General features: G+C 59.9%; 16 protein-coding genes. 9 read left to right on the forward strand and 7 right to left on the reverse strand.

Translation table 11 applies throughout. From position 1 onward, the window contains the following. The first annotated feature begins 16 nt into the window (after positions 1–16). The 6 genes from hemE to NP603_RS18875 are packed head-to-tail and all read left to right on the forward strand — an operon-like array spanning position 17 to position 5,834. Positions 17–1,090, forward strand: a complete 1,074-nt coding sequence (gene hemE / locus NP603_RS18850; protein ID WP_256612406.1) for a uroporphyrinogen decarboxylase — start codon at positions 17–19, stop codon at positions 1,088–1,090. 27 nt (positions 1,091–1,117) lie between these two features. Beyond that, a complete protein-coding gene (locus NP603_RS18855) occupies positions 1,118–1,537 on the forward strand; it encodes a secondary thiamine-phosphate synthase enzyme YjbQ (RefSeq protein ID WP_256612407.1) in 420 nt (139 codons plus the stop codon). A gap of 10 nt (positions 1,538–1,547) precedes the next feature. Beyond that, the gene (locus NP603_RS18860; protein ID WP_256612408.1) at positions 1,548–2,012 is read left to right on the forward strand and encodes a DUF411 domain-containing protein; all 465 of its coding nucleotides are present in this window, start codon (positions 1,548–1,550) and stop codon (positions 2,010–2,012) included. 8 nt (positions 2,013–2,020) lie between these two features. Then, on the forward strand, positions 2,021–2,980 hold the full coding sequence (locus NP603_RS18865) for an NAD-dependent epimerase/dehydratase family protein (protein ID WP_256612409.1): 960 nt from the start codon (positions 2,021–2,023) through the stop codon (positions 2,978–2,980). After that, positions 2,980–4,008: an MraY family glycosyltransferase gene (locus NP603_RS18870; protein ID WP_256612421.1), complete on the forward strand. Its 1,029-nt coding sequence runs from the start codon at positions 2,980–2,982 to the stop codon at positions 4,006–4,008. Before NP603_RS18865 ends, NP603_RS18870 begins: the two co-directional genes overlap by 1 nt. Further along, the gene (locus NP603_RS18875) at positions 4,005–5,834 is read left to right on the forward strand and encodes a polysaccharide biosynthesis protein (protein WP_256612410.1); all 1,830 of its coding nucleotides are present in this window, start codon (positions 4,005–4,007) and stop codon (positions 5,832–5,834) included. Before NP603_RS18870 ends, NP603_RS18875 begins: the two co-directional genes overlap by 4 nt. A 5-nt stretch (positions 5,835–5,839) precedes the next feature. Here the strand turns inward: NP603_RS18875 and NP603_RS18880 are convergent, their stop codons facing one another. From NP603_RS18880 to NP603_RS18905, 6 genes are all read right to left on the reverse strand, one after another. Further along, the gene (locus NP603_RS18880) at positions 5,840–6,577 is read right to left on the reverse strand and encodes a hypothetical protein (protein WP_256612411.1); all 738 of its coding nucleotides are present in this window, start codon (positions 6,575–6,577) and stop codon (positions 5,840–5,842) included. A gap of 24 nt (positions 6,578–6,601) precedes the next feature. Next, the gene (gene motB, locus NP603_RS18885) at positions 6,602–7,561 is read right to left on the reverse strand and encodes a flagellar motor protein MotB (protein WP_256612412.1); all 960 of its coding nucleotides are present in this window, start codon (positions 7,559–7,561) and stop codon (positions 6,602–6,604) included. A 13-nt stretch (positions 7,562–7,574) separates the two neighbouring features. After that, positions 7,575–8,420, reverse strand: a complete 846-nt coding sequence (motA, locus tag NP603_RS18890; protein WP_256612413.1) for a flagellar motor stator protein MotA — start codon at positions 8,418–8,420, stop codon at positions 7,575–7,577. A gap of 108 nt (positions 8,421–8,528) precedes the next feature. After that, positions 8,529–11,195, reverse strand: coding sequence for an MMPL family transporter (locus NP603_RS18895; RefSeq protein WP_256612414.1), 2,667 nt, complete (start codon positions 11,193–11,195; stop codon positions 8,529–8,531). Between the two features lie 2 nt (positions 11,196–11,197). Further along, entirely contained in the window at positions 11,198–12,172 is a 975-nt protein-coding gene (locus tag NP603_RS18900) for a calcium/sodium antiporter (protein ID WP_256612415.1), read from the reverse strand. A gap of 62 nt (positions 12,173–12,234) precedes the next feature. Next, positions 12,235–13,062, reverse strand: coding sequence for an undecaprenyl-diphosphate phosphatase (locus NP603_RS18905; protein ID WP_256612416.1), 828 nt, complete (start codon positions 13,060–13,062; stop codon positions 12,235–12,237). Positions 13,063–13,343: 281 nt separating this feature from the next. On the opposite strand from NP603_RS18905, the gene NP603_RS18910 reads away from it, so the two are divergent. The 3 genes from NP603_RS18910 (at position 13,344) to NP603_RS18920 (ending at position 16,512) form a co-directional block, all read left to right on the forward strand. After that, the gene (locus NP603_RS18910) at positions 13,344–14,915 is read left to right on the forward strand and encodes a bifunctional aminoglycoside phosphotransferase/ATP-binding protein (protein ID WP_256612417.1); all 1,572 of its coding nucleotides are present in this window, start codon (positions 13,344–13,346) and stop codon (positions 14,913–14,915) included. Positions 14,916–14,917: 2 nt separating this feature from the next. After that, entirely contained in the window at positions 14,918–15,901 is a 984-nt protein-coding gene (locus tag NP603_RS18915) for a zinc-dependent alcohol dehydrogenase family protein (RefSeq protein WP_256612418.1), read from the forward strand. A 176-nt stretch (positions 15,902–16,077) separates the two neighbouring features. Next, positions 16,078–16,512 carry a hypothetical protein gene (locus NP603_RS18920; RefSeq protein WP_256612419.1) on the forward strand — a complete coding sequence of 145 codons (435 nt, stop codon included), beginning with the start codon at positions 16,078–16,080 and terminating at the stop codon, positions 16,510–16,512. 106 nt (positions 16,513–16,618) lie between these two features. On the opposite strand, the gene NP603_RS18925 is transcribed toward NP603_RS18920, so the two are convergent. Further along, on the reverse strand, positions 16,619–18,943 hold the full coding sequence (locus NP603_RS18925; RefSeq protein ID WP_256612420.1) for a TonB-dependent receptor: 2,325 nt from the start codon (positions 18,941–18,943) through the stop codon (positions 16,619–16,621). Positions 18,944–19,120 lie beyond the last annotated feature (177 nt).

Consider the following 19,120-nt stretch of genomic DNA (forward strand, 5'->3'; position numbering starts at 1 on the left):
ACCATCCCACCGAAACATGAACCCACTACAAAACGATTTATTCCTGCGCGCCCTGTTGAGACAACCGGTCGAACGCACGCCAAGCTGGATGATGCGCCAAGCCGGACGCTATTTGCCCGAATACCGCGCAGTACGCGCCAAGGCCGGCAGTTTCATGCAACTGTGCACCAATCCGGAATTGGCTTGCGAGGTAACCTTGCAGCCATTGGAGCGTTACGGCTTCGACGCCGCGATTCTGTTCTCCGACATCCTGACCATCCCCGATGCAATGGGCCTGGGCCTGTCGTTTTCCGAAGGCGAGGGCCCGCAATTCGCCCGGCCGGTCCGCACCGCGGCCGACATCGCCAAGCTGGCGGTTCCCGATCCGGAAGCCGAATTGCGCTACGTGATCGACGCGGTACGCCTGATCAAAACCAATTTGCAAGGCCGGGTGCCGCTGATCGGTTTTTCCGGCAGCCCGTGGACGCTGGCGACCTACATGGTGGAAGGCAAGAGCAGCAAGAGCTTTCAAAAGGTCAAAAGCCTGATGTTCGAGCAGCCGCAGCTGATGCACCAAATGCTGGACACCTTGGCTCAGGCGGTTGCCGCCTATCTGAACGCGCAGATCGCCGCCGGCGCCGACGCGGTGATGGTGTTCGACACCTGGGGCGGCATGCTCAGCCATGCCGATTATCTGGAGTTTTCGTTGCGCTACGCCCGGCAAGTCAAGGACTTGTTACAAACCCAACGCGACGGCCGGCAGATTCCGACCATCCTGTTCACCAAAGGCGGCGGGTTGTGGCTGGAAGCGATGGCCGACAGCGGCTACGATGCGTTGGGCCTGGATTGGCAGACCGACATCGGCCAGGCCCGAGCCAGAGTCGGCGACCGGGTGGCGTTGCAGGGCAACATGGACCCGATCACGCTCTACGCCAAGCCCGACGTGATCCGCGCCAAAGTCGGCGAGGTGCTGGCCGGCTTCGGTAACGGTTCCGGCCATGTATTCAATCTGGGCCACGGCATTCTGCCGGATATCGATCCGGAGCACGTCAAAGCCATGGTCGATGCGGTCCGCGAATTGAGTCCGCAGTACCACGCCGCCGGCGCCTGACGCGGCGCGCTCGATCGGGACCGGGCAATGTGGTTGCAAAAGCGCATTCAACTGGCCGCCAAACCGCGCGGTTTCCATCTGGTAACCCGCGAGATCTGCGGCCTACTGCCGGATTTGGACCGGATCGAAGTCGGCCTGGCTCACTTCTTTCTGCAGCACACCTCGGCGTCGCTGGCCATCAACGAAAACGCCGACGCCGACGTCCGCCGCGATCTGGAAAGCTATTTTTCCCGGACCGTAGCCGAAAATGAACCCTATTACCGGCACACGCTCGAAGGACCGGACGATATGCCGGCGCATATCAAAACCGTCATTCTGGGGAGCTCTTTGACCATCCCCATCAGCGACGGCCAACTGGCGCTCGGCATCTGGCAAGGGATCTATCTATGCGAACACCGTAACCACGCCGACAGTCGCAGCATCATCGTCACGCTGCACGGCGAATAACGAGGTATTTATGAAATTATCCAGATCGACGGCAATCCTGGTTTTGGCATCATTCGGTTTTTCGGCTTGCGCCGAACAACCCGCGGCGGGCGGCCCGGAAATGACCGTTTACCGCAGCCCGACCTGCGGTTGCTGCGGCAAATGGCTGGAACACGCCAGACAAAGCGGCTTCAAAATCAACGACGTGATCAGCGACGACATGGACGCGATCAAAGCCCGCTACGGCGTCCCGGAAAAACTGGCATCCTGCCATACCGCGATAGTCGACGGTTATGTGGTCGAAGGCCACGTTCCGGCCGGCGACATCCAGAAAATGCTGCAAGCCAAACCCCAAATCGCCGGCTTGGCCGCGCCCGGCATGCCAATGGGCAGCCCCGGCATGGAAATGGGCGGACGCCAGGATGCCTACCAAGTGGTCTCGTTCGACAAATCGGGCAAAGCCGAAGTGTTTGCCGAACACGGCGACAAACGCTGATTCCGCCGATGGCAGGACCTAAAGCACTGGTAACCGGGGCCACCGGCTTCATCGGCTGCGTGCTTTGTGGCAAATTAAAACAACACGGCTATACCGTGGCCAGCGCCGGCCGCTCCGACGCTGCCGATTTTTATTGGGATCCGGCGACTGCTGCGGACGCGCCCGACCTGCTAGGTGCCGGTGTCGATACGGTGTTTCACTTGGCCGGAAAAGCCCATGCGCTGGCCGAGAATCGGCAGGACGCGGCGGAGTACCGACAAATCAACAGCGAAGCCACGCGCAAACTGCTGATAGCGGCGCAGAGGGCCGGCGTGCAGCGCTTCGTCTATTTCAGCAGCGTCAAGGCGGTAGGCGAAGATGGCCGGCAGCCGCTGGACGAAACCGCCGATGTCCCGGCTGCCGACCCTTACGGCCAATCCAAATACGCCGCCGAACAACTGGTTTTGCACGGCGGCTATGTGCCGCATCCGGTCGTGATCCGGCCCAGCATGGTCTACGGCAACAGCGGCAAAGGCAATCTGCCGCGCATGATCGATGCGGTTCGGAAAGGCCTGTTTCCGCCGCTACCGCCGGGCAACCGCCGTTCGATGGTGCACGTCGACGATGTCGCCGCCGCCGCGATACTGGCCGCGGAACGGCCGCAAGCCGCCGGCCAGGTTTATATCGTTACCGACGGCCAATGCTATTCCACCCGCGACATCTACGACATGATCCGCGCCGCGCTCGGCAAGCCCCCGGTTAACGGGTCGGTGCCGTTACCGGTGTTGCGGGCAGCCGCCAAATTCGGCGACCTGTACGGCCGGCTCGCCGGGCGACGTTTTCCGCTGGATAGCGATAGTTTGGATAAATTAACCGGCTCCGCCTGGTATTCGTCTGCTAAAATCCGCCGCGATTTGGGCTTCGAGCCCGAGCATACGCTCCGCGACACCTTGCCGGAGATCATTCGTTATTTAAGCCATCGGGCGTGATGCTACTTTTCTGCGTTATTTTCGCGCTGTCGGCGCTGCTGACCGGCCTGATCCGCCGCTATGCGCTCGCTAACCAAGTTCTGGACATCCCCAACCAACGCAGCTCGCATAGCGTACCGACGCCGCGCGGCGGCGGTTTGGCCATCGTGCTCGGTTTTGGCGCGGCAGACCTGTGGCTGTTCGCAACAGCGCAACTCGGCGCAGAACGTTTTGCGATGCTGGCCGCGGCGCTGCCGGTGGCGGGCATCGGCTTCTTGGACGACCACGGCGGCGTCGCCGCACGTTGGCGCTTTGCCATCCACCTGCTGGCCGCCGCAATCGCCGTCGGCCTGATGCAAGGCTTGCCGCCGCTGCTGATACCGGCGCCGTTCGACGCCATGTTCGGCCTGCGCGTCGTCGACCCCGGCTGGCTCGGTTATCCGCTCGCCATCCTGTTTCTGGTCTGGGCGCTGAATTTGTTCAACTTCATGGACGGCATCGACGGCATCGCCGCATCGGAAGCCATCTTCGTCGGCTTGGCGTTGGCCGGCTATCTGCTCTACCTCGACAGTTCACTGTTTGCGTTAGCCGCCAATCTGGCGGCGGCCAGTGCCGGCTTTTTGTGCTGGAACTGGCCGAAAGCCAAAATCTTCATGGGCGACGTCGGTAGCGGTTTCGTCGGCCTGGTGTTGGGCTTGCTGATCTTGCTGGCCGCACAACAGGCGGCGGTGCTGTTGTACTGCGGGCTGATCCTGTTCGGCCTGTTCGTGGTCGATGCCAGCTACACCTTGGCCTACCGAGCGTGCAGCGGCCAGCAATGGTACGCGGCGCATTGTTCGCACACTTACCAGCACGCTGCAAAACGCTACGGCCATTTGCCGGTGCTATGCGCTTGCTGGGCGATCAATTTGGGCTGGCTGCTGCCTTGCTCGGCCTGGGCCTTTTTGCAGCCGTCCCACGCCCTGGTCGCACTGGCCGCCGCTTATCTGCCCTTACTCTATCTGGCCTTCCGCTTCCAGGCCGGCCGCAACGGGTTCGTCGCATCGTGACATTCCACTTCCGCTCGCGTACCACCATTTTCCTGCACGATCTGTGCATGATCCCGCTGGCCTGGTTCGGCGCCTATTGGTTGCGCTTCAATCTACAGCAGATTCCGGACGACTTTTTTTACCCGGCATTGTTGTTTTTGCCGCTGGTCATGGCGATTCAGGTCACGCTGTTTTGGGTGTTCGGGCTGTACCGCGGCGTTTGGCGCTTTTCCTCGCTGCCGGATCTGATCCGGATCGGCAAGGCGGTGTTGGCCGGCATCTTCCTGATCGCCTCGGCCCTGTTCTTGTACGACCGGCTGGCGGGCGTACCGCGCTCGGTGGTACCGCTCTACGTACTGACCCTGTTTTCACTACTCAGCGTGCCGCGCCTGGTATACCGGTTCTGGAAGGAACGCGCCTTCGTCGACCGGATCGGCCGCCGTGCCCTGATCGTCGGCGCCGGCGCCGCCGGCGAGATGCTGATCCGCGACCTGCTGGCCACGCCGGACAGCGGCTACGTGCCGGTCGTGTTCGCCGACGACAATCCGGCCAAATTCAGGCGCGAAATCCGCGGCATCCGGGTCGCCGGCAACATCGACCAGATTCCGGCCCTGGTCAAACAATGGGATATCGAAGTGGTGCTGATCGCCGTACCCTCGGCCAGCGATGCGCAAATGCGCCGCATCGTCGAAGTCTGCGAGGCCTGCGACGTCGAATTCAAAACCCTGCCGTCGGTCAAGGAACTGCTCAGCGGCGCGGTGGCCAAGACCGCACTGCGCAGCGTATCGATCGAAGACATTCTGGGCCGCACGCCGATCAAGCTGGATTGGGCCGGCATCAAGAGCCATTTGCACGGCAAGACGGTGCTGGTCACCGGCGGCGGCGGTTCGATCGGTTCCGAACTGTGCAAACAACTGGCCCGGACCCAGCCGCGCAAGCTGATCGTGTTCGACCAATGCGAATTCAACCTGTACAAAATCGACGCCGAATTGCAACGGCGCTTCCCGGAATTGCCGCGTGCCGCCGTGCTCGGCGACGTTGCCGACCCGGTCGCGGTGCAGCGCGCCATTCGCGAGCACGCCCCGGAAATCGTGTTTCATGCCGCCGCCTACAAACACGTGCCGTTGCTGCAAAACCAGGTCCGCGAAGCGCTGCATAACAACCTGATCGGCACCAAAATATTGGCCGAAGCCGCCATTGCCGCCGGCGTGGCCCGCTTTGTGTTGATCTCGACCGACAAGGCCGTCAACCCGACCAACGTGATGGGCGCGACCAAACGCGCCGCCGAAATCCTGTGCCAGAATCTGGACCGCCAGGGCCGCACCCGCTTTACCACGGTGCGTTTCGGCAATGTGCTCGACTCGGCCGGCAGCGTGGTGCCGCTGTTCCGCGAACAAATCCAGGCCGGCGGCCCCGTCACGGTGACCCATCCGGACATCACCCGTTATTTCATGACCATCCCGGAAGCCTGCCAATTGATCATGCAGGCCGAAACCATCGGCCAGGGCGGCGAAGTGTTCGTGCTGGATATGGGCGAGCCGGTCAAAATCAGTTATCTGGCGGAACAGATGATCCGCCTCAGCGGCAAACAGCCGGGCACCGACATCAAAATCGAATACGTCGGCCTGCGTCCCGGCGAGAAACTGTACGAGGAACTGTTCCACGAACAGGAACAATTGCTGGCGACCGGCCACGAAAAGCTGCGCCTGGCTAAGGCCAGGATTTACGACAGCGCGGAATGGAGCCAACAGATCGAAGCCTTGCAACAGGCTTGCGCCTGCCGCGACAGTGCGGCGCTGTTAGCCGATTTGCAACGCCTGGTGCCGGAATTCGAGTGTCGGCCTTAGCCGTGCTACTCCCCGATCCGGTAGCAGTACAAGCGAGTAGCGCGCCGGTCGGCCAGACGGATTTCCGCGCTTACCGGCCAATCGGGTAGCGGAAACGACGACGACACGAACAAACTGCCGGGCCGCATTTCCCGCTCCAGTTTCGGTCCCAGCCGCGGCATCACCGCCGGCGACAGAAAGGCAAACACCAAATCGAACCGGCCTAAATCGCAATCCCAGAAACTGCCGCCGACGACGGCAGCATTGGCCAATTTCCGGCAACGCCAGCGCGCCAGCAAATACGGCAACGGCGCCCGCTCCTGCGCCGTCACCCGCAATTCCGGCATCGCCGCGGCCAAAGGCGCCGCCACGCTGGCGAGGCCGGCACCGAGATCGATAAACGTCTGGGCCCGTTCCCGCGCCGCAATGTCCCCTAAGGCTGCGGCCACGGCAGGGGAGGATAAAAACAGCGGCACGTCGCCGCCGGCCGTACCCCAGAACACCAAGGCCATCAGCAAACCCGCTCCCAGGTAAACCCAGGCCGGCAACTGCAGGCTGGCGGCTAACAACACGGCAGGAAAGAACAGCAGATGAATCGGCAACCACCACAGCGGTTGCCGTAACAGGCGGGAAAACAGCGCCGCGCCGGACGCTTGCAGGACGGGCGCCCAGCGCGCATTCAAGGCTTCGGGCCAAAAGCGAAGTGCCAACCAGACACCGGCCAGAGCCAACAATTGGCAGATGGCCGCTTTCAGCAATTGCACGCTGTTCGGTGCGGGAAAAGTCGGCTAATGCGCGGCCGGCTGGCCGGTGACTTTGATATTCTGTTGCACCGCCGGCGACACACTGGGCAAGCTCGGCGGCGCCTCGGAGGCAGTCGGATCGGCGCCATCGTGCAGCACCTGGTTTTCGGTTTTTTTGTTCATCACGACAATCGATATGCGCCGATTCATCGGATCGTTCGGATTTTCAACTTTGTAGGGAATGCTCGACGCCAGGCCGACCACGCGCAACACCTTGTCATCGTTCAAACCGCCCTGGTTCAATTCGCGGCGGGCGACATTGGCGCGGTCGCTGGACAACTCCCAGTTGGAATATCCGGTACGGTTGCTGGGGAACGGCAAGGCATCGGTATGGCCGTTGATCGAGACCTTGTTCGGCAACTCGTTGATTACCGGCGCCAACTCGCGCAAAATGGCCTGGGCGTAACTCTCGATGCCGGAACTGGCCAGTTTGAACATCGGCCGGTTTTGAGCGTCGACGATCTGGATTTTCAAGCCTTCCGGCGTCGACTCGAGTTTGATCTGATCCTTGTATTCGCTGAGCTTGGTATTGGCTTCCAGCATGTCCTCGATTTTTTCCTGTAACTCCTCCAGCTTCTTTTTTTCCTGAGCTTCAGCCAGTTTTTGGATATCTTCCGGGGTCGGTTCCGCCGGCGGCGCTTCGCCCTGGTGGACCTGGCCTTCGTCAAGCGACTTCAGGTCCTGGCCTCCGGCCTGGATGATATTGGTGCGGTCGCCGGTACCTTCGCCGCTACCGGCGGTAATCGCTACGCCGAACGGATTCTGGAAATATTCGGAGATGCCTTTTTTGGTTTTTTCGTCGGTCGTGCCGAGCAGCCACATCAACAAGAAAAAGGCCATCATCGCCGTAACGAAGTCGGCATAGGCGATTTTCCAGGCGCCGCCGTGGTGGCCGTGCCCGCCCTTTTTCTTGATTTTCTTGATGATTATCGGTTGTTCGGCCATGCTCGCTTACCTCTTATTTACCGCCCTTCAGGGCTTCTTCCAGCTCGGTAAAGGTAGGCCGGGTGTGGTGGGGTATCGTGGTACGCATGAACTCGACGGTCATGGCCGGCGAAGTGCCCTTGGCGCAATTGAGCAAGCCTTTCTGCGCGCAACGGTAGGAACCGGCTTCTTCCTCCAGCCGGTCTTCCATCACCGCCGCTACTGGCGCAACGAAGCCGTAGGACACCAGAATACCGAGGAAGGTACCGACCAACGCCGCCGCGATCAGTTTTCCCAGCTCGGCCGGCGGAATACCGACCGATTCCATGGTGTGTACCACCCCCATTACCGCCGCGACGATACCGAACGCCGGCATGCCGTCGGCAATCCGTTGTACGGCTTTGATCGGCGCATGGCCGTCGGCATGGTGCACTTCGATTTCGGCATCCATGATGTCTTCGAGCTGGTTGACGTCGACCCCGGTCAGGATCAAACGCAGCTTGTCGCAGATGAATTCCATCAGATGGTGGTCGTGGACGATCTTTTCCCCAAAAATCGAGCTGCCTTCCGGATCGTCGACCACTTTTTCCAGAGACAGCAAGCCTTCCTTCCTGGCCTTTTGACTCAGCGCGTTGAAGCTCATCAACAGTTCCAGATAGTATTCTTTGGTGAACCGGCTGCCCTTCAAGGTACCCATACCGCCGGCAACCGCGGCTTTGATGGTACTCATGGTGTTACTGGCGAAAAACGACCCTAGCGCCGCGCCGACGATGATCAACACCTCCACCGGCTGCCAAAGTACGCCCAAATGGCCGCCCGCCATCAGGAAGCCGCCCAACACGCAGGCCAAAATGACCACATAACCGATGATTACAAACATGGTTGCCTCTACAACAAAAAGTTAAATCCAATGGGGTACGGCCGGCCACCGGCTCCAGCCGGCCGGCCGCGACCGCCTAAGTCTAGCCCAGCTTGGCCGGGCTTGCGCTTAGGCGGCGCGGTCGGCCTTTTTCAGTACTAATTTACTGATCGCCGGCAACACGATAAAGGTGCAGGTCATAATCCAGAAAATACCGATGGTGATGACCAAACCCATGCTGGAAATGCCCTGGTGCGGCGAAAATGCCAGGCCGACGAAGCTGGAAATTGTAGTCAATGCCCCGTAAAACATGCCGCGCGCGGTGCTGGATTGGTAAATATTTTGTTCTTCCGACAAGGAGTGGTGCAGTTTTTCCACCATATGGATACCGTTATCGACACCCAGGCCCATTAATAAAGGCAGGGCAATGATATTGGCGAAATTGATCGGCGTGCCGGTAAATACCGTGGTCGCCATCGTAAACAAGCCGGCCAACACCAATGGCGCCATTACCAGCAGGGTGTCGACCACGCTACGGCGGATGAACATCAGCAGCAGCGCAATTGCCACCAACGCGATGATAATCGCTTCCTGGAACGCGCCGATCACGGCCTTCATCGACTCCCAATACATCACCGGCAAATCGGTCGCGTTCGGCGCCACGGCCTGCACGTCGACGATGAAGCGCTGCAAATTGGCCAGATCGTTCAAATCCTGTTTCGGAAAAATCTGGATCCGGTACAGGCCGTCCTTACTCAGCCAGCGTTCCCTAATCTCGTCCGGAATGCTTTCCGGCAAGATTTCCGCGGCATGGAAACCGGTCAGCAATTCGTTCATCACGGTCGGCAGCGTGCCGAGCAACGAGGTCTGGATTTTCTCGATGAATACGCCGCGGTCCGGTTGCATCCGCGCTTCCAGTTCCAGTTGCACGTCTAGCAACTCCCGCTTGAAGCGGGTCAAGGACTGAATATCGGCCGGCTTGGTTTTTTTCGGCAAATTGGCGTCGATTGCGGCAATCATGCGCTTGATGGCCGGCAACGGATCCACGCCGCTTTTCAATTGCGGAAACGACTGGCTCTGCGGCCCCAGCGCCAATGCCATATCGTCGATCACGCCGAGCTTTTCTTCCTGGTCTTCCGGGACGAAATCGAACAGACTGACCGTCTTGTCGACCGTAGCCAAGGCGGCCAGCTTGCTTTGCATGGCTTTGGCTTCGGCCTCGCTCTTGACCAGCACCGTCAATGTCATCGGCGAGGTTTCCCGCGCCTTCATCAGCTCTTTAAAGGCGATAACGGACTCGGTGTGCGGGTCGCGCAGATTCAGCGGATTGAAATCGGTCTTGACCTGAAATACGAAATAAACGGCAGCAATTGCGCCGGCCAGGGTCAAAAACGAAATCGGTTTGGCGTAGTGCAGCGTAAAGTGGGCCAGGGCCAGCGACAATTTCGAGGCGCCGGGCTGCTCGCCGTGCAGATTGTGGTAGGGCGGGTTCGGCAGCACTTTCAGCAACACCGGCAATACCGTCAGCGTAACAAACAGGCAGATAAACAAACTGGTACCGGCCAATAAACCCAGTTCGGAGATACCCTGGTAATCGGTCGGGATAAACGCGTACAGGCCGATCGAGGTGGTGCCGGCGCACAAAATCAGCGACGGGCTGGTCGCCAGCAAGGCCGAGCGGATGGCTTTGCCTTTGTCGCTGCCGTGCAAATCCAGATTATCCCGGTAGCGCAAGCAAAAATGGATGGCGTATTCGACGCCCAAACCGATGTTGGACACGGCGAAGGCCACCGAAATCAGGTTCAACTGCTTCACTGCGACCGAGGCGAACAAGCCGCAAAACACCATACCCAACGCCAGCGTCAGCAGCGTGGCCAACATCAGCAGCCAGGAGCGGTACGCCACCAGCAGGATGCCGCAGACCAAAACTACCGAGAAAATACTGGCGGTGAAAGTACCCTCGCTCATACCGGCCATCTCGTCGTGCTCCAGGCCGACTTCGCCGGTAATCCAGACTTTGACGGCCGGCATGTTCGGGTCCTGAATCTTGTTGGCCGCCTTGCGGATCACGTTGATCGCCGGCTCGACCGGCAAAATCTGGCTGAAATCGAATTTGGGCGTGACGAAAATGAAAGCTTTGTCGGACTGTTCCTCGCTGATTTTGTTTTCGGCGATCAACTTTTGCCAGGACAACAAGTCGGTCTCGCCGTTCAGGGTCTTGTGCAACGAATTACTGACTTTGTCGATCAACGACATCAAATCGATCGGCACTTCCTCGGTTTTGGTTTCGGCGTTCAGCGCATCCTCGAAGATCGAGAAAAAACCGTTCAGACTCGGGTCCTGCGAAATCCGGCCGATGAAGGGTTGGGCTTGCGCCAGCGTGATCGAGAAATCCTGGAGTTTGTCGGCATCCAGGTAGAGCAGGCCGTTGCGCTGAAAAAATTCGTTTTCGTCCGGCCGGTAGACCTTGGTGAAATGTTCGGTATCGGCGCGCAACTCGCGACCCAGGCGCCGCGCCGCGGCTTTGGTCAATTCCGGACTGGACGATTCGATCACCAACAACAGCGTGTGGACTTCCTGGCCGAACTGCTGCTCGAATTTGCGCCGGTTTTGTTGAAACGGCGCGTCCGGCGCGATCAATTCGGCGGTATCGGTGTTCACGGTCAAGTGGTTGCCGGTGTATTGCAAGGCCAGATAGGCCAGTAAAATAGACGCCAGCAGTACCAGAGTCGGCGAGTAGAGCAACCAGTTGCCCCAGCGGTAGGCGAAATGCCCCAAACGGTTTTCCAAAGACATGTTTACGCGCTCACCACGGTGTTGATCAAATACAGTGTGTACGCCGTATAAACCGCCAGCAGGATGCCGCCTTCGACGCGGTTGATCCGGCCTTGTTCGCGCTTGCCGGCATAACCCAATGCGAACAGCGACGCGGTCAGCAGGGCCATCAGCGGCCAATCGCGGTTGACGATTTCGACCGGAATCGACATCGGCTGGATGGCGCCGGCCAAACCGACCACGGCCAGCGTATTGAACAGGTTGGAACCGATGATATTGCCCAGCGCCAGGTCGTGTTCGCCCTTGCGGGCCGCCGCTATCGACGACGCCAGCTCCGGCAGCGAAGTGCCGATGGCAACGATGGTCAAGCCGATGATCAAATCGCTGACGCCCAGATTCTGCGCAATCGTCACCGCGCCCCACACCAGCAGCCGGGAACTGATCATTAACAGCAACAAGCCGCTGACCAGCCAGATCGTGGCCTGGGCAAACGACATAGTGTGCTCTTCCAACTCTTCCGCCACTTCGTCGGCCAATACGTCGGCCTTCTGTTTCAGGCTCTGGCGCACCATCCAGGTCATTACGCCGGCGAAAACCGCCAATTCCAACAGGGCGTCGGTTCTGGACAAGGCGCCGTCGTAGATTTGGCCGAAGGCGAACACCGTCACGCCCATCAATACCGGCAACTCCTTCTTGACGATTTGCGAATGCACGACGATAGGGCTGATCAAAGCCACCGCGCCAAGAATCAAGGCGATGTTGGTGATGTTGGAGCCGTAGGCGTTGCCCAACGCGATCCCGGGGTTGCCTTGCCAGGCCGACAGCGCCGATACCGTCAATTCCGGCGCCGAAGTGCCGAAACCGATGACCACCATCCCGATCAGTAACGGCGACATGCCCAGAAAACGCGCGATCGCCGCCGCGCCTTCCACAAAAATATCGGCACTCCAGACCAATACCACCAGACCGATGACTATCATCAACAACGGCAACGCCATAAACTACCCTTCAATGTTAAAGATCAAAAAAACCGAACCCGCCACAACCGTAACGGAAAACCTCAATCCACGGTCCATTGCACCAGACCGCTATAGGCCGTGGCCAGTACCACGCCGCCGAACAGGATCCGGTACCAAGCGAAAATGATGAAATCGTGGTGGCTGATGTAACGCAGCAAGCCCTTCACCGCCACCAGAGCGCTGACGAAGGCGGCGGCCAGGCCGATCGCAAACGACAACACGTCGTTATCGGCTTGCAACAAATCGCGGTGTTTGTATAAGTCGTAGGCGCTGGCCACCACCAGCGTCGGAATCGCCAGGAAGAACGAAAACTCGGTGGCCGCCTTGCGCGACAAGCCGAACAGCAAGCCGCCGATAATGGTCGAGCCGGAGCGCGACATGCCAGGAATCAAGGCGAAAGCCTGGGCAATCCCCAATTTCAACGCATCCAGCGCCGACAAATCGTCGACGTTTTCGACCCGGATTTTGTGCTCGCGTTTTTCGGCCCAGATAATGATGAAGGCGCCAACGATAAAGGCCAACGCCACCGGCACCGGTTTGAACAGCGTCGCCTTCAGGATTTTGCCGAACAATAGACCCAGCGCCGCCAACGGCACGAAGGCGATGGCCAGATTCAACACGAACTTCTGCGCCTGGCGTTCAGTAGCCAGGCCGCTGAGTACCGAACCGATCTTGGCCCGGTATTCCCAGCAAATGGCCAGAATCGCGCCGACCTGAATCACGATGGTAAACAGTTTGGCCTTATCGTCGTTAAAATCCAGCAAATCGCCGGCTAGAATCAAGTGGCCGGTGCTGGAGATGGGCAGGAATTCGGTTAACCCTTCGACGATACCGAGGATCAGGGATTTGACGAGTATTGAGATATCCATATTGAGTCAGCGCTGAGTGCCAGCCGGCACGGTGGTTGGAGTCGACCGATCGATGCGCCCGAACAAAGCCGTTACGGCCGCATCAAAAGCCACGTAAACGGGGCGGGATTATAGTCGAAAACTCAATAATCCCGTAACTTTAGCCGCCGTTGTTCAAGCAAATACCGCACAAGCCCGGCGGCTAGCGAAGCCGGGCCGGGCGGCGCAATCGGTTTTGCCCGCATTCCGCCGATCTGTCAGAATCGGCCGCAAGCCGCTGCCTTTCCCGGAGGTTTTTCACCATGCCCGTAACTTATCCGCCGCTGATCGAAGCCCTGCGCGATCCAGGCCGCTACCCCCACCCGGTAAGCAAGGTCGAGGTGCTGGAGACCCATATCTCCTGGGTTTTGCTGGCCGGCCGTTACGCTTACAAAATCAAAAAGCCGGTCGACCTCGGCTTCCTGGATTTCAGCGACCTGCAAAAACGGCGTTTTTTCTGCGGCGAAGAACTGCGGCTGAACCGGCGTCTGGCGCCAGCGCTATACCTGGCAACGGTTAGCATCGGCGGCACGGCCGAACGCCCGGAAATCGGCAGCGAACCGGCCATCGAATATGCCGTGAAAATGCGCCGTTTCCCGGTCGCCAACACGCTGGACCACCTGTTCGGCCGCCAGGGCCTGCAGCTGCGGCATATCGATCTGCTGGCCCAAACCGTCGCCGGCTTCCATGCCGCGTTGCCGGCGGCTGAAGCCGATTCGGTTTACGGCACGCCGGCCCAGGTGATGGCGCCGGCCAGGCAGAATTTCCGGCAATTAAGAGCGTTGCTCGAAGCGGCGGATTTGCCGATTCTCGACCGGCTGGAAACCGCCTGCGAAACCGAATACGCAGCGTGCGCGGCCCTGATCGCCGAGCGGCGCCAACGAGGCCACATTCGTGAGTGCCACGGCGATTTGCACCTCGGTAATATCGTGTTGCTACGCCAGCGGCCGGTACCTTTCGACGGCATCGAGTTTGCGCCGGAACTGCGCTGGATCGACACGATCAACGACGCCGCCTTCCTGGTGATGGACTTGCTGCAGCGCGGCCGCGGCGATCTGGCCTACCGCTTTCTGAACGCTTATCTGGAACACAGCGGCGACTATGCCGGCCTGGACCTGCTGCGGTTTTACCTGAGTTACCGGGCGGCGGTGCGCGCCAAGGTCGCCGGCTTTCGCCTGGCGCAGACCGGCGATCCGGCCGCCAAACGCGAGTGTTTGGCCTATCTGGATCAAGCCGTGGCCGGTCTGGTCCGGAGCAAGCCGGTGCTGATTTTGACTCACGGCCTACCCGGCTGCGGCAAGAGCCACGTCGCCCAATTGCTGCTGCAAAAATACCGCTTGATCCGGCTGCGCTCCGACGTCGAGCGCAAACGTCTGTTCGGCCTGCAGCCGCTGGCATCCAGCCGGTCCGAGACCGGCGGCGGTATTTACCAGGCCGATGCCAGCCGGCAAACCTACGGTCGCCTAATGGAGCTGAGCCGCGGCTTGCTGGCGGCCGGCTTCGGCGTGATCGTCGATGCCGCGTTTCTGCAATACGGACAGCGCCGGCCGTTTCGGGAGCTGGCGGCACAGATCGGCGCCGGGTTTGCGCTGGTCTCGGTCCAGGCCGAGCCCGCCACCTTACGCCGGCGAATAATCGAGCGCCAAACCGCCGGCAACGATGCGTCGGAAGCCGGCCTGGACGTTCTGGAACACGCCCTGCTGAACCGGGAAACCTTACAGGCCGATGAAATGGACAGTAGCGTGGTATTCGATAACAATGCCGACCAGTCGGCAGCGGACGATAACCTTGCCTTCTGGCGGCAATTGGCGGAACTGGCCGAGCTGGAGGACTGACTATGAAAGCAATGATTCTGGACCGGGCCGGCGCCCCGTTGCGGCTGGCCGACGCCGCATTACCCGCTCCGGCGGCCAACCAAGTGTTATTGAAGGTCCGCGCCTGCGGCGTCTGCCGCACCGATCTGCACGTGGCCGACGGCGAACTGGACCGCCCCAAATTGCCGTTGATACCCGGTCACGAAATCGTCGGCGAAGTGGTTGCCAAAGGCGGCCGGGCCGGCCGTTTCGCTATCGGCCAGCGCGTCGGCGTGCCGTGGCTGGGCCATACCTGCGGCACTTGCCCTTATTGCCTGAGCCGGCGCGAAAACCTGTGCGAAGCCCCCGGCTTTACCGGCTATACGTTGGACGGCGGCTATGCCGAATACGCGGTCGCCGAACAGGATTACTGTTTCGCGCTGCCGGACCGCTATAGCGACAGCGAAGCCGCACCGCTGCTCTGTGCCGGCCTGATCGGCTACCGCTCGCTGGTCGCCGCCGGCAATGCCCAAACCCTCGGCATCTACGGTTTCGGCGCCGCCGCCCACATCATTGCCCAGGTCGCCGTCTGGCAGGGGCGGCGGGTATTCGCCTTCACCAAACCGGGCGATTACGTGGGCCAGGACTTTGCCCGACAACTCGGCGCCGAGTGGGCCGGCGACTCGACCCAGCCACCGCCGCGCGCGATGGATGCGGCAATTCTGTTCGCACCGGTCGGCGCATTGGTTCCGGAAGCACTGCGGCACGTCGCGAAGGGCGGCAGCGTGGTTTGCGCCGGCATTCATATGAGCGATATTCCGGCCTTTCCCTACTCGATCTTGTGGGGCGAACGCACGCTGCGCTCGGTCGCCAACCTGACCCGTCAGGACGGCGAAGCCTTTTTGGCGATAGCCGCACAAGCGCCGATCAAAACCCACGTCCAGACATTTGCGCTGGCCGACGCCAACCTGGCCCTGGCGCAATTGAAAAGCGGCCGGATTCAGGGCGCGGCGGTGTTGATCCCATGAATCAGTCCGCGTTTATCCGCTTGACGCGAAAAGAATTTTCTTGCCGACAGCGCTTTGACATCGGCCAAAACCCGGTAAATTAGCTTTCGCGGGCCGGCATTTCCTAGCCCAGGCGATCTTTGTTAGAATCGCTGCCGATTCAAAGAAAAACACCCAATAAAACACCACCCCAAGCCATGAACAAAAAGAAAATTATAATATTCGCCGTCTGTCTGGCCGCTTTGCTTGCTATCCAGATCAAGTTTTTCCTGCCCTTCATGTACGACATCGCCGCATCCGACCTGTTTTTGGTGGAAAGCAAGGACGTAGCTAATCCGATGGCGATCAGCACCGACATGACCGCGATGGCTTTCAGCCATTGCAACACCCACATCAAGAAAAACGCGGAAGAAGACCAAAACCTGGCTTTCGCCGCGCAGCCGACCAACGCCTGGAGCCTGGGTAATTACGAGTACATCGTCAATGCCGACGTCGAAATCAGCGACAAGGACAGCCCGGCCGTATTGCGCCATTACGCCTGCCGCATCCAATACGAGAAAGGTGACGACACCTCCGGCGCCGCCGACTTCGAAAACTGGTCGGTGGAAGGCGTCGGCGGTTTGACCGACTGAAGCGCATAAGCAAACTCGTATAGTGTCAAAAAATAAAGCCCGCCAGGTTGCGGAACCTGGCGGGCTTTTTTATGTGGCAAGGCGCTAGAACTGCTGGCGCCAGCGCTCAGAAGCTATAAGAAATCTCGCCATATACCGTCCGCCCGGCTTGCAGGTAGAACGCCGAATATTCCCGATCCAACAGGTTGTTGACTGAAAATGATAGATCGATGTTCTTGGTCGCTTGGTAGGCGATGCGGGTATCGACCAGGAAATGCGGATCGTAGCTGCCCGGCACACCGGTGATCTGGTCCAGGTTCTGGTCGTTGAAGAACGGCTGGCTGACGTAGCGGCCGATGATGCCGCCGCTCCACTGATCGTATTTGATGTCCAGGCCGCCGCTGAACATGGTTTCCGGCAATTGCACCATTTGCTTGCCGACGATCAGCGGGTTGGCGGTGTTTTCGGTGATGATCGAATCGTTCAGCGTGTAAGTGCCGTTGAAGTGCAGCCAATCCCAATACAGCTTTTGCCGTAACTTGACTTCCACGCCTTCCACTTCGGCCTTGCCGGCATTCTGGCGTTCGGTCAGGGTTTGCGGCGAACCGGTCGGAATCCCGCTTTTCGCGTAAATCAGGTCGCTGATGTAATGGTGGAAATAGCTGGCCGCAATCGTGGTGCCGGCAATCGGCGTCGCTTCGCCGCCGACTTCCCACGAATGCATGGTTTCCGGCGACAGATTCGGATTCGGTTCGGTGATCACGGTCGAGGTCTGGGTGTTGCCGTACAACTCGAAATTGGTCGGCGGCCGGAACGCCCAGCCGGTCGATGCGAACAACTTGTAGCCGTCGGCCGGCAGCCAGGTCAGGCTGAATTTCGGGTTGAACTGGCCGACCGAGCGCTCCTGGTAGATGCGGGTAAAGGCCGGACTGGTACTCTGGTTCATGCCGGACGTCGACCAGTCGTCGTAACGCACGCCCAGGTGCGCGATCAGATTCGGCAAGATCCACAATTCGTCCTGCAAATAGGCCGAATAGATGCTGGATTCGCCTTTACCCAAGGCGGTGCGGGCGGTCGTCGAATCCCAATTGCGCCAGTTGCCCAACGCATAACGCGATTGGCCTTCCAACTCGCTGTGGTTGGCGCCGAAACCGACTGTGAGAAAATTGCGCTGCTCCCACAGGAACGGAAAACGCAAGGCGACGTTGGCATCGATCCGGTTGCTCGGCGTCACCGTCAACTGGCCGGTGCCGCCGGTCAGCGAATCCGAGGCGACGTTAGCGAATGGTGAGTAGGTTTCGTGCTGCATGTACTGGAAATCCACGTTCAGCTTGATGTCGTGGCCGAAGTCGTGCTTCAGGTGTCCGAAATAACGGCGGGTATCCTCGATCGACGGCAACGAGTGCAGAAACAACTGTTCGTAGACGTTCAGCCGGGCGCCGCCCACATTCAGGTTATTGCTGACGTTGCCGGACGAGCCGATACCAATCGCCAACGGCGTACCGTCGGCTCTGGTCAGGTAGCTGTTGTAGCTGCCGGTATCGCTGACTTCGCCGCGGCTCCAGGCCATGCCGCCGTCGATTTGCGTCTGCGGCGTCAAATCGTAATACAAATGTAGCGACGCATTGTTTTGCTCCCACGGCCGGCGGCCTTTGTCGCCGACGATGAAACGCCGTTCGCCCTGGTTGGTCGTGGTCGGGATCGCACCGAGGACCGGCGTCGTCGCGGCGCCGGCCGACCTTGCCACTGTCACGTAATCGGACACCGCCCAGTTGTCGCTGTCCATGTGGTTAAAGGTCAACGAAATGCCCAACCCGTTCTCGAAGCGGTCGCGGTAGCGACCCTTGATGCCCCATTGCTCGACCGCCGCGCCGCCGGCGCCGATGCTGAGCCGGCCTTCGCGCTTGGTCGGCACCTTGGAGATCACGTTCAATACGCCGCCCATCGCCCCGCTGCCGTACAAGGCCGAAAACGGTCCCGGCACGTATTCCACCTGCTGGGCGTCGTCCATGTTCATGATGTTCCAGTCGACGTTGCCGTTGCTGCCGGTGTTGACCGGCAAGCCGTCGACCAGATACAGCGAGCGGTTGGCGCCGCTGACGCCGTGAAAACTGGACGAGGCGACACTGGAACCGGGAAAGTTGGTGCCGTAGGCGCTGCCGCGCAAATAGATGCCGGGAATGTCCTTCAACGCATCGCCGATGCGCTGCACCAATCGGTTTTCGGTATTTTCTTCGGTAATCACGCTGACGTTGGCCGGCGCCAATGCTGCCTGCATTTCCGAGCGAGTCGCGGTGACCAGCGTGGTACCCAAGGTTTCTGCGCTGTCCTTGGTTTTTTCCTTTCCTTGGGTTTCGGCGGCGCTATCCGCCTCGGCGTCCGCGGCCCAAGCGGCCGGGTTTTGAATCAGCCCGGCCAACGCCAGAATAGCCATGCTATGTAAACGAGACAATTTCAGTTCCTCCTGTGTCCGTATCGCGTGCTTCACGCGGATGGGTTGGAATAATTAATTTTTTTTCTTACATCGATTGCGGATTTCGCCGTTGGGATCGGCCCGCTTTCGATACGACGGCTTCTGTCGTAGCCGGCTGGCGCGGCGGCGGGATTTGCCGCTGCCGCGCCTAAGCCG

Source organism: Methylomonas aurea, from assembly GCF_024505045.1.
Classification (GTDB): Bacteria; Pseudomonadota; Gammaproteobacteria; order Methylococcales; family Methylomonadaceae; genus Methylomonas; species Methylomonas aurea.